The 23686-nt window shown below is 33.3% G+C and carries 29 protein-coding genes; 1 reads left to right on the plus strand and 28 read right to left on the minus strand.

Annotated features, from left to right (window positions below):
• Positions 1-34: 34 nt before the first annotated feature.
• The 23 genes from CYJ37_RS11965 to CYJ37_RS27255 all read right to left on the minus strand — a co-directional run bounded on the left by CYJ37_RS11965 (position 35) and on the right by CYJ37_RS27255 (position 13893).
• Positions 35-412 carry a hypothetical protein gene (locus CYJ37_RS11965; RefSeq protein WP_101549998.1) on the minus strand — a complete coding sequence of 126 codons (378 nt, stop codon included), beginning with the start codon at positions 410-412 and terminating at the stop codon, positions 35-37.
• A gap of 37 nt (positions 413-449) precedes the next feature.
• Positions 450-1247, minus strand: coding sequence for a DUF5677 domain-containing protein (locus CYJ37_RS11970; RefSeq protein ID WP_101550001.1), 798 nt, complete (start codon positions 1245-1247; stop codon positions 450-452).
• A 32-nt stretch (positions 1248-1279) separates the two neighbouring features.
• Positions 1280-1477: a hypothetical protein gene (locus tag CYJ37_RS11975; RefSeq protein ID WP_101550003.1), complete on the minus strand. Its 198-nt coding sequence runs from the start codon at positions 1475-1477 to the stop codon at positions 1280-1282.
• 81 nt (positions 1478-1558) lie between these two features.
• Entirely contained in the window at positions 1559-1720 is a 162-nt protein-coding gene (locus CYJ37_RS27235; protein ID WP_180827336.1) for a hypothetical protein, read from the minus strand.
• 125 nt (positions 1721-1845) lie between these two features.
• On the minus strand, positions 1846-2106 hold the full coding sequence (locus CYJ37_RS11980; protein ID WP_101550005.1) for a helix-turn-helix domain-containing protein: 261 nt from the start codon (positions 2104-2106) through the stop codon (positions 1846-1848).
• 150 nt (positions 2107-2256) lie between these two features.
• The gene (locus CYJ37_RS11985) at positions 2257-2520 is read right to left on the minus strand and encodes a helix-turn-helix domain-containing protein (RefSeq protein ID WP_101550007.1); all 264 of its coding nucleotides are present in this window, start codon (positions 2518-2520) and stop codon (positions 2257-2259) included.
• A 12-nt stretch (positions 2521-2532) separates the two neighbouring features.
• The gene (locus tag CYJ37_RS11990; protein ID WP_101550009.1) at positions 2533-2754 is read right to left on the minus strand and encodes a hypothetical protein; all 222 of its coding nucleotides are present in this window, start codon (positions 2752-2754) and stop codon (positions 2533-2535) included.
• Between the two features lie 2 nt (positions 2755-2756).
• Positions 2757-3092, minus strand: a complete 336-nt coding sequence (locus CYJ37_RS11995; RefSeq protein ID WP_101550011.1) for a hypothetical protein — start codon at positions 3090-3092, stop codon at positions 2757-2759.
• Positions 3093-3147: 55 nt separating this feature from the next.
• A complete protein-coding gene (locus CYJ37_RS27240) occupies positions 3148-3312 on the minus strand; it encodes a hypothetical protein (RefSeq protein ID WP_165352562.1) in 165 nt (54 codons plus the stop codon).
• Between the two features lie 427 nt (positions 3313-3739).
• Positions 3740-4114 carry a hypothetical protein gene (locus CYJ37_RS12000; RefSeq protein ID WP_101550013.1) on the minus strand — a complete coding sequence of 125 codons (375 nt, stop codon included), beginning with the start codon at positions 4112-4114 and terminating at the stop codon, positions 3740-3742.
• The gene (locus tag CYJ37_RS12005; RefSeq protein ID WP_101550015.1) at positions 4104-4415 is read right to left on the minus strand and encodes a hypothetical protein; all 312 of its coding nucleotides are present in this window, start codon (positions 4413-4415) and stop codon (positions 4104-4106) included. Before CYJ37_RS12005 ends, CYJ37_RS12000 begins: the two co-directional genes overlap by 11 nt.
• 22 nt (positions 4416-4437) lie before the next feature.
• Positions 4438-4863, minus strand: coding sequence for a hypothetical protein (locus tag CYJ37_RS12010; RefSeq protein WP_142385265.1), 426 nt, complete (start codon positions 4861-4863; stop codon positions 4438-4440).
• Between the two features lie 5 nt (positions 4864-4868).
• A complete protein-coding gene (locus CYJ37_RS12015; protein ID WP_101550019.1) occupies positions 4869-5546 on the minus strand; it encodes a hypothetical protein in 678 nt (225 codons plus the stop codon).
• A 396-nt stretch (positions 5547-5942) separates the two neighbouring features.
• Positions 5943-6074: a hypothetical protein gene (locus CYJ37_RS27765; protein ID WP_257964228.1), complete on the minus strand. Its 132-nt coding sequence runs from the start codon at positions 6072-6074 to the stop codon at positions 5943-5945.
• Between the two features lie 72 nt (positions 6075-6146).
• Entirely contained in the window at positions 6147-6320 is a 174-nt protein-coding gene (locus CYJ37_RS27245; protein ID WP_180827337.1) for a hypothetical protein, read from the minus strand.
• A 406-nt stretch (positions 6321-6726) separates the two neighbouring features.
• Positions 6727-8340, minus strand: coding sequence for a DNA N-6-adenine-methyltransferase (locus CYJ37_RS12020; protein WP_101550021.1), 1614 nt, complete (start codon positions 8338-8340; stop codon positions 6727-6729).
• A 67-nt stretch (positions 8341-8407) separates the two neighbouring features.
• A complete protein-coding gene (locus CYJ37_RS12025) occupies positions 8408-10276 on the minus strand; it encodes an LPD29 domain-containing protein (RefSeq protein WP_101550023.1) in 1869 nt (622 codons plus the stop codon).
• Between the two features lie 158 nt (positions 10277-10434).
• Positions 10435-10629 carry a hypothetical protein gene (locus CYJ37_RS12030; RefSeq protein WP_101550025.1) on the minus strand — a complete coding sequence of 65 codons (195 nt, stop codon included), beginning with the start codon at positions 10627-10629 and terminating at the stop codon, positions 10435-10437.
• 60 nt (positions 10630-10689) lie between these two features.
• Positions 10690-11082, minus strand: a complete 393-nt coding sequence (locus tag CYJ37_RS12035; protein WP_101550027.1) for a hypothetical protein — start codon at positions 11080-11082, stop codon at positions 10690-10692.
• Positions 11083-11276: 194 nt separating this feature from the next.
• On the minus strand, positions 11277-11444 hold the full coding sequence (locus CYJ37_RS27250) for a hypothetical protein (RefSeq protein ID WP_180827338.1): 168 nt from the start codon (positions 11442-11444) through the stop codon (positions 11277-11279).
• A 175-nt stretch (positions 11445-11619) separates the two neighbouring features.
• Positions 11620-11832: a hypothetical protein gene (locus tag CYJ37_RS12040; RefSeq protein WP_101550029.1), complete on the minus strand. Its 213-nt coding sequence runs from the start codon at positions 11830-11832 to the stop codon at positions 11620-11622.
• A gap of 597 nt (positions 11833-12429) precedes the next feature.
• The gene (locus CYJ37_RS12045; RefSeq protein ID WP_101550031.1) at positions 12430-12978 is read right to left on the minus strand and encodes a MarR family transcriptional regulator; all 549 of its coding nucleotides are present in this window, start codon (positions 12976-12978) and stop codon (positions 12430-12432) included.
• Positions 12979-13716: 738 nt separating this feature from the next.
• Positions 13717-13893: a hypothetical protein gene (locus CYJ37_RS27255; RefSeq protein WP_180827339.1), complete on the minus strand. Its 177-nt coding sequence runs from the start codon at positions 13891-13893 to the stop codon at positions 13717-13719.
• A 226-nt stretch (positions 13894-14119) separates the two neighbouring features.
• Here CYJ37_RS27255 and CYJ37_RS12055 point away from each other — a divergent pair, with 226 nt between their 5' ends.
• Positions 14120-15469 (plus strand): hypothetical protein, encoded by a 1350-nt coding sequence (locus CYJ37_RS12055; RefSeq protein WP_101550035.1) that lies wholly within the window; start codon positions 14120-14122, stop codon positions 15467-15469.
• A 1238-nt stretch (positions 15470-16707) separates the two neighbouring features.
• On the opposite strand, the gene CYJ37_RS12060 is transcribed toward CYJ37_RS12055, so the two are convergent.
• The 5 genes from CYJ37_RS12060 to CYJ37_RS12075 all read right to left on the minus strand — a co-directional run bounded on the left by CYJ37_RS12060 (position 16708) and on the right by CYJ37_RS12075 (position 23573).
• Positions 16708-17331: a hypothetical protein gene (locus CYJ37_RS12060; protein WP_101550038.1), complete on the minus strand. Its 624-nt coding sequence runs from the start codon at positions 17329-17331 to the stop codon at positions 16708-16710.
• Complete coding sequence (locus CYJ37_RS12065; RefSeq protein WP_180827340.1) at positions 17331-19616, minus strand: AAA family ATPase; 2286 nt, start codon at positions 19614-19616, stop codon at positions 17331-17333. The genes CYJ37_RS12060 and CYJ37_RS12065 overlap by 1 nt, the downstream gene beginning before the upstream one ends.
• A gap of 19 nt (positions 19617-19635) precedes the next feature.
• Positions 19636-19806, minus strand: a complete 171-nt coding sequence (locus CYJ37_RS26875) for a helix-turn-helix domain-containing protein (RefSeq protein WP_142385266.1) — start codon at positions 19804-19806, stop codon at positions 19636-19638.
• Between the two features lie 236 nt (positions 19807-20042).
• The gene (locus tag CYJ37_RS12070) at positions 20043-22301 is read right to left on the minus strand and encodes an FtsK/SpoIIIE domain-containing protein (RefSeq protein ID WP_101550042.1); all 2259 of its coding nucleotides are present in this window, start codon (positions 22299-22301) and stop codon (positions 20043-20045) included.
• 9 nt (positions 22302-22310) lie between these two features.
• Positions 22311-23573 carry a hypothetical protein gene (locus CYJ37_RS12075; RefSeq protein ID WP_101550044.1) on the minus strand — a complete coding sequence of 421 codons (1263 nt, stop codon included), beginning with the start codon at positions 23571-23573 and terminating at the stop codon, positions 22311-22313.
• Positions 23574-23686: the final 113 nt, after the last annotated feature.

Consider the following 23686-nt stretch of genomic DNA (forward strand, 5'->3'; position numbering starts at 1 on the left):
TATAGTAATATACCATTAGAATGAATTACTTCTTTTATTCGATCTCTTCAGGGTTAAAGTTAACATTTAATATTCTTGAGATATAAGTGACTGCATCAGTTCTTCTATTATCATATTTATAACTTAGGCATATCAACACTGCCTGATCAAATGTCATTGCCATTTCATGCAACGGCTTATAGTTAATGAATGTTGGATAGAGCCATTCTGCTGCAATGTCTTTTCTTTTAACTTTTGCAATCTGGTAATCATTCATCTCTGTTATTTCCTCGACTGTATAATGCTTACTAAGGTACTCAGTAATTGGTTTAAGTCTCATTTCCCTTTCTTTATTTTTATCTAAAATATTATTGTACTGTACTTCCTGAACAACATTTAGATTTTTAAAATCTCTTCCTTTAGTTTGCTCCATTATGTTTCCTCCTTTTTATTCGTATGAAAGACTTGTTTTACCTTATAAACTTATAGTTTATTGTTAAGCGAGTATTGAAATTCTTTAAATCCTCTTTTAACCCATAGTATGAGTACACTTCTTTTATGATGTCATTTAAGAAACGAGAAACAACTGCAACATGCGTTTCAATTTCTCCTTCTTTCCTATAAACCTCTACGTAGTTTTCATCGAATTTAAAATAGTTAGCTGCTTCTAATGCATGAACTTCGCTAGAGAGTGATTGGTACAAGAGTATATACTCTTTCTCGTATTTTAAGTATTTGCACAGAGCACGAAAGTTATTAATTTCCTTGCTGATGCTGTACCATTTTTGTTTTAGATCCTTATGATTTAAACTATTTAAATAGTTCTGCTTAAGTTCATCCGTAAAGTCTTTATCCGCCATTTTAGGAAACTTTGTATTCAACATGTCGATAGTAAAATTAAGATATTTTCTTAACTCGCCACCCATTAAAGATTGCTCAACCATTTGATTGAAGAATTTCACTTGTCTAAGTTTTAATGAATAAAAGTAAGATTTTCCTCGCCCTATCGTATCTTTTTGTAAAATGAATTTAAGATAGATAAAATTTTCCATCATCATTCTGGTTAACGAGTCAGCCCCATTAAAACTTTTATTATCTAGCAATAAAATTAGAGAGTTTGTTTTCCCAATCATATCCTCAAAAAGACCAATTATGGCAGCATCATGGACATCGAACTGTTTTTCCGGCTTGTTAATGTCAAAATGTTTTTGTAACACATTTTGAGTAACTAATTCAGCTTCTGCATGTAGTAACTTTAAAAGCTTCATCTCTTCCTCCTTTCCCCGGTAAAAGAGAAGTTTTAATTAAATATGGCTTCGTATTTTTCCCATGCTATATTATATTCACTTTCTGCAACAGTTATTGCTTTTTCAGTACCCTTCCTTTTCTTAAGTTTACCTGTCTTAGTTGTATAAAATAAATGCTGATCCCACATGAACGAATTTTTATTTGCTTTTTCACTGCCGTAAATAACATTTGAATCATATTTCCAGCCCATTTCTTTATACCTCCTCAGTCCCATTAAAAGGGAAATCTTATAGGGAATTAAATTTCAATTTAACTAATTATACCAGCTACCTTACAAATAGTATTCATTCAAATCATACCCTATTTTACTGAGCCACTTTTCAATTTTATCGAAGCTGCTTTCAGATATTAGATCCTCAATTTCCTCCATATCCATTCCACCTGAATTATGATGTTCCTTGAATACATCCAGCACATATTCTTTGTAAGTCATTGGCTCACTCCCTTTATTGTTTCCTTGTTTTTCCTTATCTTTATTTTAAAACAAAATAAACTAATAATCAACTGTTAATTTGTAAATTGAATAAAAAAGAGCCTGAATATTTTCAGACTCTCTGATCATCTTTTATTATCAACCTTCAATTCAATTTCTAACGCAAACAATATTTTCATTAAAGTATCTAATCTAGGTATCGCATCCATCGTCATCATTCTGGAAATGGCTGGCTGCTTAATGCCACTCATATCCGCCAATTCTTTTTGCGTAATATTCTTCTCAGTCATTTTAATTTTCATTTGCACGATACAATTAGTATAGAAATTATAGAAATACCTATCAAACTCGTTCATATTTGTTTCTTTCCATTCTAACCAATTCACAGATATCAACCCTTTATAACTTATTGATGATATTTTATTACATATTAGTTATATTTACAAATCATTAAGATAAAAAGAAATGTTATTCTCACCATTAGCACATTTTTGTGACAATGGTTCTGTGTATCCTTATAAAAAAGAGAACTATCTCTAGTCCTCCTGATTATCAACTAACACAATACTCATTCCTAACGCATTAGCAAGCTTCCCTAACGTTTCAAGTGTCGGTACGTCTATTCCATTCTCCATCCTTGAAATAGTCTTCTGAGCGACTCCTGACAGCCTAGACAGTTCCCTTTGTGAGATACCCTTTCTATCCTTAGCTGCCATTAATTCGCCCACAATTTCAAGTGTAAAGAATAATGAAGGATTCTCATTTTTTAGGTCATTTCTTACATCGTCAAAATTATTCATTTGCAAGCTCCTCTAAGAATCTTTTTGTGTCTTTTTCCCTTCCTTTAAGGTTGCAATAACCCAGACGATGAGAACTATAATTGGAAGGACAATAAACATGAACAAGTCATAATAATGATCTACTTTTGGTGAGTTAATATTATTTATAATTGCTGTACATATTATTGCTGGCAAAGTTCCCAGTATTAAAAAGAGAAATATTCTTAGAGACCTAGGCATCTCTTGTTTTCCCATATCTATTTCCCCTTTCCCTTATCTAATGATCTTAATGATTTTTTTACAGTAACAGGATTGAGAGTGCTTTTCTTATATGCACCAGTATTTCCTCTCTCTCGCCTTCCTGTGTTTGTGCCAGTGTTAATTCCTGCGGCATAACGTTCAAGAGCCTCGTATTGCTCTCTTAATGGAATTTCTTTTTTGTCTTTAAGTTCTAAATAATCTTCCACAGAATTAACTTCATCTTTCTTCTTAAAATATATATAATTTGCATAGTGTTTAGTACAAAGTCCCTTTGATCTTACTATATTAGTACAAGTTGAAAATAAACACTTACTATCGGCTGCATTTTTCAACTGAACACTTCCTTATCTTTTAGTCTTCATATAAAGTATACCAAATAGACTTGCATCAATCATCTAAATTCTTAAGCATCTCACCATATTCAGTATCCAGATCATTCAGTAACTCTTTAAATTCCTTGTCATTCTCAATTTCTTTTGCTGCTTTTTCAAACTTTTCTAACTCATCTTCGCTGGCAAATTTAAGTGTCTTCTTATACTCGTTCCATTTCATTTAATTCATCTCCTTTTCAAAAAAAACGGACTACCTAACTCCGTACTACACTTGCCTTGGCTCGTGTCTGGGTGTTTCCATACTTAAGTATGAAGCAGGGTTAGAGGTTTGTAGTCTCGCCTACTGTTAACCCTTGTTCGGCAGATAACTTTATTTGTTAATGTTTTTTATTTGCTTATCAAATAGCTTGCTGAAATTGTACAAAATAACTCCAGCTATCAAACCTATAGTTATAAATCTCGTGTCATATAGAAACCATTTCAAGTTAACACCTCCTAATCAAAACATATAAGATTGGAGACATAGCAAAAGGTGTAAATAGCATTAGCAATGTTGATCTTCCAGTAAAAATAATGTCTCCAATTACCCATATGACCATGAATATTACTTGATATTTAAATAAGGTACTTAGAAGCTTATAGTCCATTTATAGTAGATTTTGATTCTCCTTCCACTTATCCATTGCATCCCAAAACGAATCAGTTAGATAAAATCTAGAAGTGGATATATTTATCTCCTTATCCCATTCTTCGTGTCCATTGTGATATTCCAAGCTTTCAACGTTGCTTCCTTGAAAATCAAAAATTACATCAGCCCAATATTGATTATACCCTTCTGTTATCTCGGTTATTTTGTTGCTCATTTCCTCAAAATTGGGAAAGAACAACTCATACTGGTTATATTTAAAATCTTCTTCATCAAAGGAATCTTCATAGTCGCCTAGCCAATTTAACTTCTTTGGCATTACTGTCTCTGTAACTTCCATTTTAAATAGGAAGTTTCCTTCAGTTTTAAAGCTCATTTTCCTGAACCCTCTCTAAGTACCGTTTTAAATACTCAGGTTCCTCATATTCATCATTTACATTACACTCTTTAACCATGTCCCAAAGTAAGCCACCGTATGTATCATCCCTAAGCTTAAACGCCTCACATATACCATTTTCTTGATAATGTTTAGTCTTATCAAACCTCAAAAATGGACACGGATGAACCCATTTACCATCTGGTCTATAACCATAACAGTACATACCTTTTGGAATATGAGCCTCTAAGTTTCTCATTCGTCTTTTCTTACCACGTAACTTTTTGCTGCGGTTAGCCATTATACAATCCTCCTTAACTATTTTAATTTTTCACTGTATTAGGCTTAGTTTGAAAATGCGAATCCACACAATATGCAGCGTGTGTAATGTATCCTTTTGTTTTAATTCCATTTCTTTTCAACAGTATGTATCCCTTGATCCAAGCGTCCACTTCATCAAGCATGAACCTTAATTTAGATTTATCCCTTTCTCTATAGTATTGTTTAATTATTTCTTTATCCTCACCTAACTTAATCCATCTCTTTCTAAACTGTTTACAGTGTCCTAATTCATGTGCAAATTCAAATATCCCATTAGCCTCTTTGTTCCTGACAGAGACTGTTATTTCCTTTGTCAAATGACCACAGAAAGATACTCCACGATTAGTTATAATTGTTTTATATCCCATTTTCTTTGCGACTTCTTTTAGTATGTAGTATTTATTCATAAACTCATTAGATAGATTCATAGTAGTCAATCCTTTAGCTCCAGTATTTCAATCCTAACTTTATTAGCTCTCTCCAAAATAACTCTTACAGGTATCCCATCAATCGTCATTTCTTCTCCGTAACCATCACAACCATATCCTGCCGTAACTGGTTCACCCTCGAATAACGTGTCGAAGTAACCTTTAAATGAATTTACAAACTCATCTATATCCCCAAATTCATAGCGATTACTGTATTTTTCTCCTTTAACTTGGATTTCAAAAGAGATGCCACTAGAACTATTCATATCTCCTTCATACATTTGTGTTATTTCTACAGATTCTGGGCTATGTGTATTCTTTAATTTTTGAATTATTTCATCTGAATGTTCAATGAATTGCATGTAGGAATTTATAGCTTCTTTTGTATTTACATATGACATGTAATAATAATCAAACTCACCATGTTCTCCGATATAAAAACAAAAGTCAGCATTGTATTCTTTCCAATCCATTTTTACAAGCCAATTTCCATATGTAGGTAATGATGATTCTGTAACGGATATATCAGCAAAAGGGAAAGCCTCTTTTAATTCATTGTATATTTCAATTGATTCCCCTTCGGAAGTATCAACCATTGAGTAGTTGCTTAGTAAATGTTTAATTAATCCCTCTTCACTCGTAAATGATTTATTGTCTATTTTGGATACGAACAGTTTGCTCATTTAATATCTCTCCTTTTTATTCACGTTTTCTTGATAAGACTTTTTTCAATTATGCATTGGTGATCTTATAGTATAGATCAGTCTCTTCTTCACTTAATGGTCTTTCCGTTGATATGACAAATCCCCAATTTTTTAGAATGTCTAATTCTTCTTCTGTGAAATTCATGGTTTAGCCTCCTCAAATTTAGAATATAGTTATTTCTTTTGAGTATTTTCAATTACATCTTCTGTCACTCTTTCAAATATTTCTCTTTCTACCATTCCTCTATCTTCTTTTAACACAATAATTTCTTGTTCTAGTTTTTCCACCTTTTCAGCCTGTTCAATAAGCCAATCTGTATGTCCAGCGTAGAATAATTCTTGAGATATATCTTTAACTCTATTTATGTCGTCATCCTATAAGATTTTCTTATCCTTGCAATACTTCTCAGCTTCTTTCCATAGCTTGAAATCAAGGTCAGCATTAGATCCAAGGTATTTATACAATTTTTTAATTAACTCCTGAGCTTCTTTTAGTTCTTTTTCCATTAATGATCATTCCTTTTCTTTTTATTTTGATAAGTTAACCGCAATAGCCCTCTATGCATGTTCTATGATGAATTACATTTTTGTAGCGTTTAACTTGTCTGCGTAGTCTTGAGCATCTGTTTCATTATTAAACCCATCTTTTTCGGTAGCCCAGTAATTACCGCCATGCTCACACCAATCTTGATAAATAACCATAAATTCTCCAACTTCGCCGCAACTTACAAAATACTTACTACTTTCTTTCATGTAAACATTTTCCTCCTTCACAATTTGTATTTATAATTTTTTTCTATGGATTGTAAAGCCAGCAATAAAAACCCGGTTCTGTTATACGGATTCTCAATTCCCCATAAAGGCTAGGGATAAAAAGGTCGTGCTGTTATATGCGATTTTTATAAATTAGCCCGTGATCCAAACACTCGGCTGTTATACAACTTTTTCAAATTTAAAAACGCATCAACAAAACTGCATAACTCAAAGCAACAACTCCAGAAAAAATTAAAGTGTATGAGTTATTCTTAACAAAAGTTTTCACTGTCTCACCTCCTGAAAAGTCGTGGCGATATTTTTGGCTTGCTGTTATATAGCTTTATGGGCTGTATAGGAAGGAGTTTCAACCCTCCCTATACTTTTATATGTAATTATTTTTTAATTAGGATGTCAGCCTCAAGAATTCCTCTGTCTGGACAATATAATAATTTTTGTTTCTCATAACATCGTTATAAGATTTCTCGCCCTCAAAGTTATCAATTACTTCCCTTTCTTCCCTTGTCATATCGTTGTATGATGCCTTGCCGTATGAAGGAGGAAGGAAGCCTTTTTTCTGGCTGCCGAATAAGTTAAATTTCTTCAATAGTTCCATGTCTCTAAATTCAATGTGAGTAGTCCCTTTCTTATAGAAAGTTACATAGAAATACTTGAGTTCAATCTTTTTTGTTTCTCCATAATGTTCAGCCATTTTTAAGGCTTGCTCTAGGTCAATGTCTTCGGATCTGCCGTTATCTAGGTAATTAAAGACTTTTTCTATATCCTTTAACTTGTCTTTAACTTCCCATTTTGTCGGGTTATACCTGCCCCAAGAATATTGCATGTCATAGAATCCATTTAAAGGGATAATGACTTTTTTATTGATCTTGTAGGCTTTGTTAGTCTTCCATCCGTTAAAGTGCAAAATATTCTTAGACTGTTCATCATAGTAATGATGTTTATGGCTGAATTCCTCAAATAGATTTAAGATAGTATCTTCCACACCCTGTATCATTTCTTTATTTAACTCTATGCGAATTGTATAGATGTTATAGAATGAGAAATCATAGTCTTTAAGCTCTTCTACTTGCTGCATATATTTAGCCTTTAGATTACTTGTAAATAAACCCATAAACTGATCATTATTAAATAATGCTTTCCAATATTTCAGCCTTATTTGCTTTATATAAGCATTCTCTAGGCTGCTCCCGTCTTCATCCCTATAGGAAAGGTCTAGCTTTAAAATAGGGCTGCTGTTATCCTTAAAGCTCCCTAACATATAAGGCACTAATGAATTATATTCCTCAATAAGTTTTAATCCTGCTTTAACTTCATAATTATATTGCTGGACAATTCCTCTTATAAAATCTGACTCTATTAATTTGTCGCTGTTATACTCATTTTTAGCCTTGTACGTTTCTTCTTGTTTCAGCTCGTCAAGGATCACGCTGTTATTATGACTTTTCTCAAATTTTATATAAATTATTGCCGTTTCTACATCTGTCTTCCTTTCAGCATTTGAAAATGCATTCTGTATAAATTCAACTTCTGCATTATTTTCTTCTAACTTCCTGATAAGCTCTTTTCTCGTATTGCTGTATGGATTCTTGAGCGTTTCAGCGTTTAGAAGGCTCAGAACCTGCCCCGGTTTCTGCTGTGCTTCCATCATTGTTATAGCTTGTAATAAGTGTTTATCTCCTTGGCTGTATGGTGGATTCATGAAAATTAGGTCATATTGTTTATATGTTTGATATGTAAGAAAGTCGTCTGCTACAACCCTGTAATTTTTACCCTTTAAAACGTGCCTTAAATTCTCGTCATATTCGATTAAATCAACATCGAAGTTATTTCTTCTATATGCCTTCGTATAGTCGAATTGCTTCCGTACAGCCTCAACAAGATCCCCTTTTCCTGCCGATGGTTCTAAAACCGTTTGAACCGTCTTCCAATCTATTTTACTGGTCATTTTGTTAATTAGTTGTGTTGGAGTGGGAAAGAAATCCGGGTTTTCTTTAAACATTTTTACAACCTCCTAGCAATATTCAGGGGTTTTTGTTATTGCAGATTCCACTTAAACTGCTTCACCTTTACAACATCGGGCGATAAGTGTTTACAATCGGTAAAATTTCTTGCTGCTTAAAGTGGTTTAATATTTCATCATACTGCCTGTTATCGCAAGAATGGAATTTGCTCCTAGTGACTAGGAAGCCTTTTGCTTCCTCTTGCTCATGCAAAACTGATGTTGGGAGCGTATGCCAACCCCTGTATACCAGCACTGTAGAATAAAAGTGTTTATAATGTAAATTTCTCTTTTTTTCAGGTTTAAAGGTTAATTTAACCGCATTGTCATATTGTGCATACTTAGCATTTTCCACACTGTCGAAGGTGATTCTATTTGTTACAATGGAACCCCAATCAGAGATATAGAACAATGTAACCTTTTCCCCTTGCTTAATCTCTGCCCGTTCAAATTGATCCTGAATTCCGTCAACTTCTGTTAGTAGCTTATACATTGCCGTTTTAATTGCTTCTATATCAAGCTGCTGGATAACTGACTTAGTTAATTTAAATTCATATCTAATTAATTTATCTTTCACACCTTGCTTATATTCGTTCCAGCTCTCTTTTTCCCATGTTGTCATGATGTCTAATTCTTCAATTACCTGTGTAGAAATATCGGCTAACTTTTCAGATTCTAATTTTAATGCTTCTAATTCTTCACCGGATACAACTTGATCAACTGTTACAGTCTTTTCAATTTGTGCGCTATCTGTTAATCCTACATATCTAGCATATGAATATCCTTGAGCATCTACAACAAATTGAAGCTTTCCTTCAAAGTAGATTGCCACTCCTTTTAGGAACCATTTAACAGTCTTTCTTTCAAACTCATCCATGTTATCGAAGTCTGTCATTGAATTAATTCTATTATCTTCTGTAAAGCTGCCGCCTGTGTTAGTTAAGAAATCAAAGTCATTCATTAGCATGTTAGAGAAGTTTTCTAATGCTTCTGCATTGTTGAAATGTATTTCTTTTGTTACTCTCACATCTTCCAGAGAGTAATCGCCTTTCATTACTTCCTCTTTGTATTTATCTAGTGTGCAATTTTTGTTAAGGTCTGCAAACTCTGCACCAGTGATAAAGTATTGGTTGTTTTCGTCCAGTTCAGAAACTTCAATGCTGTTATAGATGTTTTCAACTGCTTTCTTTTCCTCTTCTTCACGTTTAGCAATTTCGGCTTGCTTGATTTCATCTTGTTTCTTCCATTCTAGATATTCCTGATGCTTTCTTTCCTCTTCTGCTTGCTGGAATTCTTCTAGTTTAGAATCAAAATCAGACATTTCTTTTTTAATTTCTTCTGTTGCTTCTGTTTGAGTGTAATCATAGTCAACATCTACACCAAAGAAATAGAAGTTGTAGCTTGCAGGAATATCAGAATAAGAATCACCAGCATCATAACAAACCTGATAAGCATTGATTAGGTTATTGCAGTATGCTTGGATTGCTTTTAAATATTCGCTATCCTTTGCATAAGGTGCTGCTTTAATGTCTGCATTCAATTTCCCATAGTAAGGAACACGTACAGAGAATTTACATTGCGGAAAACGTTTCTTAATGTGTGAACGAACCTCTTTTGCAATATCCTTGATATCTTGCTTTGAGTCCACTTTTATTTCTGTCCATTGTGTAGCTTCCCAAAGGCTCAAAGTTACCCTTTTAGATTTTGTTTGCTTATTTTCCTTAACTGCTGCAGGTGCTGCAACTTCTTCAGATCCTGTTAAAGCGTTAGCAACTTGGAAAGCTTTCTCGGATTGTTTTGTATACCAGCATTTTTTGAAGTTAGACCAGCGAAACCCTGTAGACTTTAACTCACTTAATACGCTTTGTTGTGGCTTAGTGTTAAAATACAACTCGATTCCGTTTAGTTCCTCATTGATCTTCATAGCTACTGACATTTCCAACACTCCTTGAAAGTTTTATTTATGTATTTCTTAACTACCTTTATTGTATCACCTATAAACAAAATAATCAAATATAAATTAACTAAATTAGCAACTTTTTTCAATTATTTTTTATAAAAGAAAAAGCAACCTTTCCATGCTTAGGCTGCTTTTTATACTCCATATTCCTTACTAAATGCCTCCATTACAACGCTTTCTGCTTTGTTGGGTTCTTTGTACTCCTGATCATCTATAACCCTCATATCGCTGTCCAGAGCCTTATAAAAAGAAGGATATTGCTCTAGGTATCCAATTGTATATGTAATTCCTTTGATGGTGGATTTTACTTCTATAATGGTTGGTTTCATGGTGGGATGCTCCTTCTTTTTGTAAGATTGTTTCCTTTCAAAGAGACAATTTATAGGGAATTATGCTGTGTATTCGTAAACTCCCATCTGGACTAATTCTTTTCTTTTGGCAAATTGTTCATCCAGTATATTTTTTAATTTTTCACTAGGTAGATATAGGCTTCCGAAGATATTAGATCCTTTATATTCAGCTAATCCCTTACTTTCTAATGACTTCAAAATATCATCTTCCTTGAGCCCTCTTCGACCGTCAAAAGTAACTTCTAAATGAACAAAAGTTAATTTATATCCTTCAAAACATTCTACTTTCTTATTTGCTCCATCCATTTTAAATGCAAATTGTTTCATATCCTCGTATGCTTCAGATATATAATTTTCTGATATTACTTCTCTAACTGAAATGTATTCGCTTGAAGGTGATAATTCTAATTGTGCATATACGTTCTTCTTCATATTAATTCCTCCAATTAATTTATGTATTTGTTTAACTTGTTACCCTTATTTTAATACAAAACAAACTAATAAACAAGTATAAACATATAAATTAACCAGAAATATTTGAACTTTTTTTCTGCTGCTGGATCATAATATAAAAACGCTCTTTAATTGGAATTAGGCAAAAAGAAAAACCAGCTTGTTAGGCTGGCTTAGATTGCTTTCCAATACTTATTAAGGTTACTTAGCATTAAAGCAGCTGAAACGCTCTTTGTTGCCCCTCTGTGACTGTTTAAATACCATTTACCATTATCCTCTGTAAGGATCATTTCTAAGCCTGTAGCGATTGATTTATAGGCTGTGCCGTTGGTAAGTTTCATGGTTATTGACTCCTTTTAGTTTATTTTTTAATTAAACATTCAAACTCCCAAATGCTCCCGTTTACTCTCGAATACTCCTGTTTTCAAGCCATCCCATCTTATAAAACTACCCTTTTATAGGGAATTGATTTTTCTGGTGAGTGTGGTAAAAGAAAACCTCTCCAAGCGGAAAGGTTCAATTGGCTAATAACTTAATTGCACAGTCATTTTTCTTTTTAAGATGAGTAATTACCCATTTAGAGTAACTCTCATTCTCAAGGTAGGCTAAGAAACTTTCATATTCTTTTTTAGCAACTTCCAAACCATTTTCAAACACGTTATCCATGATCAAATGGTACATTTTGTTTTCTAACTCAGCTAATTTCTGAACGTCTTTTTTACTTAACATAATATGTATCCTCCTAATCCCTTTCAGGGAGCTATTTGTTAACCTCTTATTAATTATTATTATACATTAGTTTGTTTTATATTACAAGTAAAAGTTGGTGGATTTTTGGCGTTTTTTTTTTGATTTATTTTTTTTATCGTCCCTAAGAAGGCTCGTCATTTGCTACACAGTTTAACAGATCATATGCTTAGTGTGAGTATGCAGCTTGTTTAGTTTCCTTCTGGAGTTGAGTAAAAAGCAAATAACTTCGTCAAAGTTATAAAAACACGCTTGCAGCATGTCTTTATAACTTTGGTTTATTCATTTATTTGTCGAGGTAAAAAAGGACACATCCTCCAACTAATAATGGAAAGATATGTCCTTTTTATATTTTAAAAATTAACCTTACGGTATATGTATAATATTTAACTATTCACTGTGTATTATATGTATATAGTGGTAGAATACTTAGATAGGAAAACAGGCTAAAAAGTGGCTAAAACCCTTATATATCAAGGGATTAAGGTTATAATTTAGGTACAATATTTTATACCTATTAAAAATAGCAAGCCTTATTATAATATGTATTTTGCAATTTAGGTACAAATATTTATACCTTTATTTAATTGTTTCATCTTTAGACTTCTTCTTATTATCGTAAAACTCTTTGATATCCTTGTCTATATTCTTACCTTTAAAGAATAAATTCGGATTCATGAAATACTTACTTTTCCTTTTATCCTCTTCCTGCTTCTTTTCGTACAGTATTTCATTTTCAATTAGTGATTTAACTGTTTTAGATACTTTATTCTTATGCCAACCTGTAATTTCTATAATATCCTTCTGAGTTAAATATGTACCGTCTTTATTGATTAAAGAGTTATCCTCATAGTTGAGATATTTAGAAAGCCATGTAAGAAAGCCTAGTATTTCAAAGTTGATTATTTCTTTATTCATTAGCCTTTCCATCTCCGTTTCATACAGCTTTATAAACTTACTGCTACCTTTCCATTTAACCTTAGATGTATCCTTAACATAAAAGCCTAGTTGGACACCATCCATTTCTAATCCATGTGATTCCAGAAAGTCCATTACTGCATTTGTACCGATTCTATGCCCAACCTCCTGCATCTGAAACAGAAGATCCTTTTTATTAACATTTGTCATATAGCCACTCCTTAAATAACTGTAAAGATAAATTAACTGATTAAGTAACACCAATTAGATTATTAATCTATTGATTTGAATAACGTTTTATATTCTTCTTGAGCTTGTCTTAATTGATCAGAACGTTCATACAGCCAAAACTTTTTAAGTGTAGTTTCGTGTAAAGCTGCTGTGACATAATCAAGTTTATATCTGTTCTGGATAAACTTATGTAACGGCTTAGAGTAACAGAAGAAATACTTTGACATTTAAATAACTCCTTTCATTAGTTTATTTAATTATAGAGGAATTCTGACCCGGAAAAAAGTACAGACTTATCCCGTTTAAATGTCCCTCTACTATCTTATTATATCTATTTATCTGAAAATGGCAACCGAAAACGGGAAGTTTTTTAATTATTTTTTAATGAATATAGTTAGGATGAAAATGTGAGTGAAAAGAAAAAGACCAGCTGAGAGGCTGATCCTTTGGGTGGTTATCGTTTGATGAGATTAACAAATGGTTTCTTAGATAAGTCAATGAGATTTCTTTTAGTAAGATTAATCATTGGAATGTGCCTCCTTTCTATGTGTGATTAAATAGTTTACTTCGTTATCTTAGCAGTATACTTCCGGTTAACTGTAGATTTAATACTGATTGTGTCGTCTAGCCATTTGGAAAGCTTGAATACTTTTTGAGTTGTCATGGGATTATTCCTCCTGTTAGGTGGGTTATTATTGTTAGATTGATTAGTATTCATTAGCTTAATTCAACAAAGCTGCAATTCATATACTCGATGACTTCATCATTGTAGACAATCTTAGTTGAACCTTCACGCTGATAACCTTCATATACTTTTACCTTTGTACCTTCTGGAATGTAAGTTTCAATTGTATCGTCAATGTATACGTCAAACTTGATGGTTAGAGTTTTCATTAGTTGGCTCCTTTTGGCTGATTGCCGTTTATTTTGATCTGGTTTATTAGTTTAACTTGTTTTGTTTATGTAACCTTTACCTATAAGTAATTATAGCATGGATGGGAATGTTTGTATAGTTTTATTTGATTGTTTTTTATTAAAATTAACATTAAATTTTTCTCTTTCTAATATAAATTAAACTAATATATGTTATAATTAGGTATAAAACAAAAGGAGGAATTGAATGGAGTACACAGATCAGGAATTAAATTTGATGAAAGGATTGGAGGATTTACCTAAGAAGCCGTGTAAAGTTTGTTTAAAGGTATTACCAGTTAGTAATGTTTTCTTTAGACCAGAAAAGAGGCAGAAGGATGGCTTTGAAAATAAGTGTAAAGTTTGTAGAGGTGGAATATATTTAGATGGAACAACTAAAAAAGGATCAACAAGTATTAATATAGAATTAAACAAATTTAGCGTTGAAGAAGCTTATGAAAACTTTTTAATCAGCAATACTTTACCGTATCAATCGTTTATCCTGGATAATCATATGTATATTTTTTATTACATAATTGAAAAAGAAAATGTAGATACAAATACCTTGAATACTATAGATAGAAAATGGTTTCAAGACAGAAGATTATACAGCTCATTATTAAGACTATATAACGGAAGTATATTCAAGTTTATTGACGCAGCTTACCCTAATAAGTTTAATGCATGGGATTTCATTACTGTTGGACGAAAGTATTGGAAGGTTAGAGAGAATAGAATTGAAGCTATAAGATGGTTAATAGATCAACTATTAGATGATGGTACATTGGAGAGTATTGATGATATACCTAAAGTAATTAATTACACATCATTCAATGATAAATCAATAAGTAAATTACTTGGCTATTATGAATCAATGCATGAAGCCATTGAAGAGATATATCCTAATAAGTTTTACATATGGCAATACAGTTACTATCCAGAAGGATTCTATGATAGCAAAGAGAATAGAGCAAGATGTTTAAAGGAATTAGTGCATGATTATTTAAAGTTAGATGTAATAGATATACCCAAAGTGTTGAGTTATGAATACTTTAACTTATGTCATCATGATAAGTATCTAATGAGATTTAAATACATACTGGATAGATATTATGATAGTTTATATGACTATGTAGATGAAGTGTTTCCTAATATGTTCAATAAGAGAGATTTACCGTATAAGAATGGATATAGTACATTAGACAACATAACAGTTAGATCAGAGCCAGAAAGAGCTATACATCATTACTTAATGGAGTTAGATATTAATTATAAATATGGTGACTATGTAGGAAGAATGAAGTTAAACGGAGTGAATGTGCTGCCTGATTGGTACATATATAAAGGTGATAAAATTGTACTGGTTGAATATTACGGAATGCTAGATATGAATAACGTGGACTTTGGATATAATGATAAGTATGAAAAGAAAGAGAAACTATATAAGGAATTATGTGAGTTAGATAATACATATGAGTATATGGCAGTATATAAAGAAGACTTAGAAAATGGATTTTCTGGATTTAAAGATAAATTAATTACATATAATATTATTTGAGATGGTGTTAACTGTCTCTTTTTTTGTGCAGATAATTATGAGGTCATATGAACGTGAAATTATAATATTAAGCAATTAAATGTGAGTAGACGTATGTAGTATTGAAAACTACGTAGTATGATATTGATAAACATATAAGCAAATACTTATATAAGAGATGAAGCAATGCGTCAATGTTATATGCGATTTCCTTTTATTATATAATATATGAGCTGCAAAAACTGGATCATCTGGAGAATTAAAAAATTTTAGCTTGTACAATCAATGTAATCGGCTGAGATGCTGCTAATTTGCAGGAATTGTATAGGAAGGTACGCAGAATGAATCTTCTACGTACGTTTTTTAGAGTATCCGGGGCTATATTAACATTTCTAATTGATAGTCATTCTCAGTTATCAGGGGCAGCACATTGGGTCACAGGGGCTAGTGGGAATTTGGCACGATTGAAAAAAAGTTGAATCGTTTGTGCAATCGTCCCAACACGATTCAATCCCTTGATACGTCTACATTTTCAATTTTCACCTGATCCTCTATTCACCTCAATTTCACCCCTGATCAAGCCCTTTCCACCTGTTCACCCTCACTAAATCCCATTAAATCAACGTTTGAACGATTCCACTCCTCATCTAACCTATCTATCCCTCCATTTCATCCACTCTAATCCCCTCCAAACCCTTACCATTCCTACGTTTTCCTCATCTCTACATCACTCTCCTATGCCTTCTCACGATAACATTTAATCGTACCTATCCCTATTCACCTCATAATCCACCCAAATATCCCACAAATCCCTCTACAGCAACGTTTATCCAACTTTTAATCCTCGTTTCCTATCCAATCCACTCTAATTTCCACTGGTACGATAACAACTTTTTCTACTTAATTTCATCCTGATCTATCTCAACTAACCTACCGGGGGGATAAATTTACACCAATATAAAAAGGCAGCCTATATGGACTATCCTACTCTGAAAACGACCTATTTTAATCCACATCCTATTTATGCAGGATAACCTCCTGATCATGCAGTATACACATCCTATCTATGCAGTAAACAAATCCTATTTATGCAGTATCTAAATCCTGTTTATGCACTAAACAATTCCAGTTCATGCAGCATAAACAGGTATGTATATATAAAGGTTTCAATATAAAGATAATTAATATTAATATACACTTTAAGATACAGTTGAATATACAGTATTTAAAAAGCCCAAGTTGCCTTGGACTTTTCGGAATCAGAATAAGTTTTGGTTCACAATGTAGTGGTTGTTGTATCGGTCAAATATCAACTCATCATTTTCATCATATTCATATGTAGTTTCAAGTTTATGTCTGATTATCTGTATCAGTTTATTTTTCTTTAATGATTCATTTGCTTGATGTATTGTATCACTCCCCATTTTCAATTTTAGTTTCAAAGTCTCAATCCCAACAAAGCAATAATTCAATTTCTTATTGTCTTTAAGGTTAATGTGGCTCTTATAATAAAACAATAACCTAAACGCATGTTCATTGATTTCATTTAAATGGTTAAATACCTTTTCATCCATCATCGTGAAGAATTTATTCTCCTTTAATACTTCCCCATTAAACAGAACAATTATTTCTCCTTTCTTCGGCAGACTACTAATCTTGTTTAGAATCAAGTTAGCCTTATATAATCCATCAAATCGCTTCTTCAGTGTTCTGGTATCACTTATATGCAGACTCCTCATCAACTTCTTATGATCCATCTTAATTTCTTCATTCCTATAATTCCTGAAATATTGGAAACATAATCGTGCATACAGTAAGAAGCAACCATTATCTATAAATATATCCTCATTTCTAACCACATGGGTCGGTACTTGTACATGCACTAATTAATCTCTCCTAGAATCAACTTTTTCAAAAATGTATTCCTCGTGCTACCATGATCTGTTTCTATTGCCATATGTAATGCAGCATTCTCACAAATCAATACTAACTTCTCTGAGGCACGAGTCATAGCAGTGTACACCAATTGTTTACTAAGCATCTTATAAGCTACAAAATCAAATGTAGCCAATATATTCTTCACACCCATGCCCTGTGAACGATGTATGGTGATAGCATATGCTAATTCAATCATTGAAAGCATCGGCACATCATACACTACAAATCCTTCCACATCCTCGAATTCAATCAATGTTTCTTTTTTCTCAAAGTTAATCCGAATAATCCTTCCGATTGTCCCATTGAACACACTCTTCTGAGCTATTCCCATTTCAATCATTGTCTCTTCATCTAATCCACTAATATCACATTCAATATCATCATAAGTTTTCATATCCGGTACAACAATGGCTGAATAGTTATTTCCGCTATGGATAACCTTATCATCTTCCCTAAAATGGTATCCTCCACGTTCAATAGAATCCTTCTCAATATCATTGAACACTTTTTGCAACTCAATATTTAGATTCTTAACACTGTTTTCCCCTCTTTGTTTCAATGCTGTGAGGATCTGATACTCATGGAACCAACTCTGACCATATTTATTAAGGAATCCTTTTGATATTTCAATAATGTCACCGAAGATATTTTCCCTGTCCTTACGTGGAATCAGAACAAAGTCATTTAATTCTCCATATGTCTTACTATCAAAGTCGTAACGGTCATTGATTTGCTGACCTTCTCGTACCTTATTAGCTTCCATAAGAATCCCACTCTTCTGAGCTTGTCTATGCACCTTTGTTAATTCCTTACTTGGATAATGACCTGTGGAAAGTAGATCATCAAATACTGCTCCGACTCCTATGGAAGCCAATTGAGCGTTATCGCCCACAATAATAATCTTTCCTCCATCTGGAATTGCTTGAAGAATGCTGTAAAACAAGTAAGCATTAGCCATAGAGGACTCATCCACCACTACAATGTCATACGGCAACTTATCCTCTTCGTTAAAATGAAACTGTCCATTGCCACCCACACCTAACATTCTGTGAATTGTACTGGACTTCAAACCTTTTGAACCGAGAATCTTCGCTGCCTTCCCGGATAACGCACATGTCATATAATTATCTTTAGGATGTGCTTTAATAATCCCCTGTAGAGTAAATGTCTTACCTGAACCAGCTTTACCATTGAGCACAAAGACTCCACTCTGCTTAGAGATACGGATAGAATCCCTCTGCTCATCTGTAAATGTGACTCCAAGAGATTCTTCTATCTCAGCAATTAGTTCCTCAACGCCCTTCCCGCCCTTTTGCTGATATGTATTCATCAATCTGTCTAGGTGTCGTTTAATTTCTGATTCATATTGATAAAATTTCTTCAAGGAGAATAGCTCACCATCAAAATAGAACCTTTTCGGATTTTCTTTTATTTGATTAATTACGTTTATAATTTTTACAGTAGGAATATCTAATAGATTCTCTGCTTTGGTAATCAAAGACTCAACGTTAATCCAAGAATGTCCATCATTAGCGTTTTCTTTAACAATATGCTCAAAGCAGGACTTAATCCTATAGACTGATTCAGGATCATCTCCCCTCTTCATGGCATACTCATCAATCCTCTTGAATGAGAACATATCAACTTCAGTTAGAATATAAATATTCTCCTTAATCTTATCAATCAAGACATCCTGCGAACCAAAGTGATCCACCAACTTCCTTAAGGAGTTCATACTAATCTGTAAATCTTTTAATTCAATAAGAGCAACCTGCAGATTCTCATACATAGTTAATTTACCGATTACCTGTTTAAGCTTCTTTTCCTTCACTCCTTTTACATTGTTTACATCTACTTTTCCAGCCTTAATGAAATCAACAATCATCTCATTTGGATAGGCAGCAATAATCGCATTGGCATCCTTATTAGATACAACCTGTCTAAGATACTCCTGTTGTTCCTCAATTGTATTTAATTTTCTTGCCTTAATCTCGACAAATGAATACCCATCGCCATATTTCTTATGCTTGCTCGGTACAATGGAGAAGTCATATGTTTTCCCCTTGATCAATTGAGGACATGTTCCGGTTACTACAAACGTATTATAATCCTCATTTACATTTACCTTTTCTGATGAACGGATCGGTGTAAATGAATATACTCCGAACATATCCCTGTAGAATAATTCTTTTGACACTACCGCTTTAACTTCAATAATTTCACTATTCATTCCATCACTCCTCATTTTTTTATAATCCTAAATAATCCGTCCACAGTATGTATTTGTCTTCAGGGATCTTTCTCTCCCCTTTTTCCATGTATGTAATAAAAGCATTGCTGCATCCCAATACCTTCGATAATTCACTTGCTTTGATTCCTAAGGTAATTCTTTTAATCTTTAATTCAAGTCCACTGAGCATTTCTTCACCTCCGTTCCGTTAAACTTTTAACTTAACTTTATATTAGTTTATTTTATTTTAAAAGTCAACGATAAACAAAATAATTGCACAAAAATAGTTTCCTGATTTCTCCTTATAATATTCATACTTTCTAACTTTACAACCTTCTCCGCACTATTGGTATTCTCGGATATATTCCTTCTGAGTTTCCCTTACAATAATAAGGAAAAATAGAAAGAGAATGACAACTACACATGTCACTCTCTCCATTTAACCAACTCATCTTCATCTGCTACAATGACAAATCCTCTTCCCTGTTTCTCCAACCAGCCTTCATCCACTAACTCCTTAACCAGATCAGACACAATATTTATCCTTATCCCCATTCTCTTCTGCAACTCGCTTATTCTCGTTTCCCCTTCAGTAGCAATTATCTTCTTTAATTGGTCAATTGGACTGACTTCCGGTTCAGTTTCAGGTAACTCGACATTTCTTACTTCAGTATCTTTGAATAATTTCTTCAACTTTTCGTATATCTCCTCTTCCTCTTCTTTTACTAATGTTAGCAATGGTGACTGGAATCTTTCCAGATCCTTCATATTACCTTCTATTCTAGCTAATCCATCTCCTAATCCTAATAATTTCTCTGCACCTACCGTGTCTAATACCGTCTTGCTGTCTACCCCGGAGGTAGTCTTAAATGCAATTCTAACTGGCATGTTCGCCTTAATTAATCCGGTCACTACGTCTACAGATGGTCTTTGTGTCGCTAATATAAGATGAACTCCTGCAGCCCTACCTTTCTGTGCAATCCTAACAATAAAGTCTTCTACACTTGCATTAACCATGATTAAATCTGCAAATTCATCGACTGCAACGATTACATATGGCATTTTTATGTCTGATTTCTTATTGTATACGCTAATTTCCTTAACACCTGCAGATGACATTATTTCATAACGCCTATCCATTTCATTACACAATTTTTCAAGGAGGGTAGAAGCATTCTTCATTTCTTTTACAATAGGTTTTACTTGTGGAAATCCTTCAAACAGAGTTAACTCGACCATTTTTGGATCAATTAAATACATATCCAATTCATCAGGTGAGACAGTAAGCAGCAAGCATAGTAATACTAATGTTAAAAACACTGACTTGCCACTTCCACTCGTTCCAGCAATAAGCATATGTCTGAATTTACTTAAGCATCCAAACATATATCCACCGTTTACATTTTCTCCAATTATGAAGGGGAGTGGATTATTTTTTGCAAAGGTTTGAAACTCATCCGATTCTATCAACTTCTTGAAATAAACTACGTCTCTATCCTCCAATGGCATGTAGACATTTATTGAATCAGGTCTTTCTCCCATTTCAATATTGACCGATTTATTTCCTAATGCAGATTGAATGTCGTCCAACTTTTTACGAATTGTAGTAAACATGATGTCTGACGGTATTTCAAATTGTACTTTTAACAGTGTAGATCCCATGTGAGTTTCTATTATTTTAAAGCTTTTGTTGGATATTCCTACTCTTTTAAACGCATTGTTTATCCTTTTCGGTAAATCTGTGTCAATTTCTTTTGGTGTAGCATCTTTAAATGGTAATATTTTTGCTGCCCCCTGTAAGAACATGCTTTCTTCAAGGCTTGCGATAATACTTTGCTTCTTGACTGGCTTCATTACCTCCACGCTTTCTTCTGCTACAACAGGATTCTCATTACATAGTAAATTAAATATTTCTTGCTGAGATAATAATTGATTAGTTAATTCTGTTCTAAATTCTCTTTGCTTTATCAAGTTAACAAGTGATTTCTGATTATCCGCCTTTTTCAACTTGATTTCGTTAAATAAATTCACATTTTTTAGTTGTTTACTCACCTTTTTCTCAAAATAATCACTGTATTTTGATTCAAATAATACAAATCTGCACTCAAACCTGAATATATTTGACAGTATTTTTTGCTCTATTTCTTCAATTGGCTCCCTATTGAAAGTAAAGTTACTGATTTTGTTGAGTATATTTAACGCTTTGATTTGAATATTCCTGACAACCTTAATGTCAGACACATGATCTATCCCTTTCCTGAAATCCTCATATTGTGAAATCGCTGCTTCTCTCCAATTATCTTGACGCTTACATATCAAAACCTGAGTTAAAACAGTTGCATTTTCTAATTTAGAAATGAAATCAAATAGGTCAGAAAAATACTTAATATCAAGTGGGAGAAAGAATGCTTTTGTTAATTCTAATTCATAAGTGACCACCTCCTTGTAGTTAATATCCCATAACTTATCCGTCACAGTGGCAAAGAGTTTATCAAAAGGAGGCGTTGTGACATACCTTTCGCTATATTCTGGAAGAGAAAATTGCTCTATAGTATAAACCCCTTCTGAAATAAATCTCGACTGTATGATCGCTTGAACCGTCTTAGAATCAATATTGTCAACTTCAAATACATTAGAGCTTTCGTTTACTATTGGCGTTTTATTTATAACCCTAGCTAAACTCATCTTATCTCCTCATTTCAATAAGTCTCCAACAAACCTGCGACCATTTTCCTTCCTTAACTTCTGAATTTGTGTTAACTTATTTTGTTTATTCTTCTTTATAACTTGAAGAGGCTTTAGATTCTTCAATGTGATTGTGTTGTAGATTCCCTTTGCCGAATTTTTATAGTCTGAGTACATTGTAGTCAAATCTCCATCCCCTCTTGAATAAGACCGGACAATTTGAGGTGGGGAGTATAGAGCATGTAGTGAACCAATGGTGATGAGCAGTTTGATTAGAAATAAATCAGGCGAGATGAATCGTGTTCCGTAAATAAATACTCCCATAAGTACAATAAAGGTAGCATAGACTAACTGGATGACTGATTTGCGTTTAATACTGTTCCACCACTGATCAAACATATGACTGTACCTATCAAACATCCAAGCGGTTAGAGCTAAGGGTGTTACTGCTGCAAGACACAACAGGTCGAACCATCTGCGTCCATTCTGTAGGAGTATAGGAATTAGGAGTCCGAGTAGGGTGACATCAAAAAGTAGTAGAAGTAGAACATCCCATTCCCCAACGGAAACTATATTCGCAAATGTATCCCCGTTTAATACTACTCCACCAACTTTTGTGATTCCTTTAGTTATCTTATTAATCATCTCAAAGGCTTTCTGGAATAAATAAGGGGCAAATCCAGCAACTCCTATTGCTATTGGCATTCTTTTTAGGATTGTAGGAAAATCTGTGTGCTTTTTCTTTAGCATTTTCATTATCATTTCGTAAACGGTGAGTAAGACAATAATACTAACTGAAATCATTGAGAATGTTAGGGAGGTATTTTTAATGTATGGATTATTGAAGATCATAAGTGGAGTATGCAGTACAACATTGACCAAAGTTTCGTAAGTAAATGACAGTAAATCGAGTGACCATTGATAAATATGTTCTTTAATATTCCGTACCCAATCTATTGCTGAGTTAATGTCTTTTACAAATTGGCTGATTTCAGAAAGTGATCCTCCTCTGTTCTCAATTGCTTCCCTTGAAAAGATTCCATTTCTTACATCACCTCTTGATGTAAATGGTTCCGCATGTGCGAATCCAGAAAACAAGAATAATGACGAAACTGCAGTCGCAGGTATAGAGATTCCTTTGAAGAAAGCTAGAATGGCTTTAGGAACATCTGAAAATTTCCCAGAAGTAAAGTGACTACGTAATACAGTAAGAAGATTAGAGGTGTTGAGATTAACACTTGAAGAAATCCTTTTATAATGTCTGTCGTCCATTCGCTTGCTTCTTTTTTCTTTCTTAACTGTCTCATTGTTCCTGCTGCAATCAACAGGAGAACTGATAACAGGAGTGATCCTCTTATTGCTAAATTGATTAATTCCATGATTGG

The organism is Bacillus sp. UMB0728 (assembly GCF_002858875.1).
Lineage (GTDB): Bacteria > Bacillota > Bacilli > Bacillales > Cytobacillaceae > Bacillus_AB > Bacillus_AB infantis.

Coding starts and splice junctions, on each gene's coding strand:
- CYJ37_RS12020 (WP_101550021.1), bottom strand. CDS start 8,340: ATGTTTAAAGAAAACCCGGATTTCTTTCCCACTCCAACACAACTAATT.
- CYJ37_RS12000 (WP_101550013.1), bottom strand. CDS start 4,114: ATGAGCTTTAAAACTGAAGGAAACTTCCTATTTAAAATGGAAGTTACA.
- CYJ37_RS12030 (WP_101550025.1), bottom strand. CDS start 10,629: ATGAAACCAACCATTATAGAAGTAAAATCCACCATCAAAGGAATTACA.
- CYJ37_RS27255 (WP_180827339.1), bottom strand. CDS start 13,893: ATGAAAACTCTAACCATCAAGTTTGACGTATACATTGACGATACAATT.
- CYJ37_RS12005 (WP_101550015.1), bottom strand. CDS start 4,415: ATGGCTAACCGCAGCAAAAAGTTACGTGGTAAGAAAAGACGAATGAGA.
- CYJ37_RS11975 (WP_101550003.1), bottom strand. CDS start 1,477: ATGGGCTGGAAATATGATTCAAATGTTATTTACGGCAGTGAAAAAGCA.
- CYJ37_RS12065 (WP_180827340.1), bottom strand. CDS start 19,616: ATGAATAGTGAAATTATTGAAGTTAAAGCGGTAGTGTCAAAAGAATTA.
- CYJ37_RS27235 (WP_180827336.1), bottom strand. CDS start 1,720: ATGACTTACAAAGAATATGTGCTGGATGTATTCAAGGAACATCATAAT.
- CYJ37_RS11990 (WP_101550009.1), bottom strand. CDS start 2,754: ATGGGAAAACAAGAGATGCCTAGGTCTCTAAGAATATTTCTCTTTTTA.
- CYJ37_RS11970 (WP_101550001.1), bottom strand. CDS start 1,247: ATGAAGCTTTTAAAGTTACTACATGCAGAAGCTGAATTAGTTACTCAA.
- CYJ37_RS12010 (WP_142385265.1), bottom strand. CDS start 4,863: ATGAATCTATCTAATGAGTTTATGAATAAATACTACATACTAAAAGAA.
- CYJ37_RS27240 (WP_165352562.1), bottom strand. CDS start 3,312: ATGAAATGGAACGAGTATAAGAAGACACTTAAATTTGCCAGCGAAGAT.
- CYJ37_RS12055 (WP_101550035.1), top strand. CDS start 14,120: ATGGAGTACACAGATCAGGAATTAAATTTGATGAAAGGATTGGAGGAT.
- CYJ37_RS27250 (WP_180827338.1), bottom strand. CDS start 11,444: ATGAAACTTACCAACGGCACAGCCTATAAATCAATCGCTACAGGCTTA.
- CYJ37_RS26875 (WP_142385266.1), bottom strand. CDS start 19,806: ATGCTCAGTGGACTTGAATTAAAGATTAAAAGAATTACCTTAGGAATC.
- CYJ37_RS12025 (WP_101550023.1), bottom strand. CDS start 10,276: ATGTCAGTAGCTATGAAGATCAATGAGGAACTAAACGGAATCGAGTTG.
- CYJ37_RS12045 (WP_101550031.1), bottom strand. CDS start 12,978: ATGACAAATGTTAATAAAAAGGATCTTCTGTTTCAGATGCAGGAGGTT.
- CYJ37_RS12015 (WP_101550019.1), bottom strand. CDS start 5,546: ATGAGCAAACTGTTCGTATCCAAAATAGACAATAAATCATTTACGAGT.
- CYJ37_RS12040 (WP_101550029.1), bottom strand. CDS start 11,832: ATGTTAAGTAAAAAAGACGTTCAGAAATTAGCTGAGTTAGAAAACAAA.
- CYJ37_RS11985 (WP_101550007.1), bottom strand. CDS start 2,520: ATGAATAATTTTGACGATGTAAGAAATGACCTAAAAAATGAGAATCCT.
- CYJ37_RS12070 (WP_101550042.1), bottom strand. CDS start 22,301: ATGAGTTTAGCTAGGGTTATAAATAAAACGCCAATAGTAAACGAAAGC.
- CYJ37_RS12075 (WP_101550044.1), bottom strand. CDS start 23,573: ATGGACGACAGACATTATAAAAGGATTTCTTCAAGTGTTAATCTCAAC.
- CYJ37_RS27765 (WP_257964228.1), bottom strand. CDS start 6,074: ATGGAAAAAGAACTAAAAGAAGCTCAGGAGTTAATTAAAAAATTGTAT.
- CYJ37_RS12035 (WP_101550027.1), bottom strand. CDS start 11,082: ATGAAGAAGAACGTATATGCACAATTAGAATTATCACCTTCAAGCGAA.
- CYJ37_RS27245 (WP_180827337.1), bottom strand. CDS start 6,320: ATGAAAGAAAGTAGTAAGTATTTTGTAAGTTGCGGCGAAGTTGGAGAA.
- CYJ37_RS11965 (WP_101549998.1), bottom strand. CDS start 412: ATGGAGCAAACTAAAGGAAGAGATTTTAAAAATCTAAATGTTGTTCAG.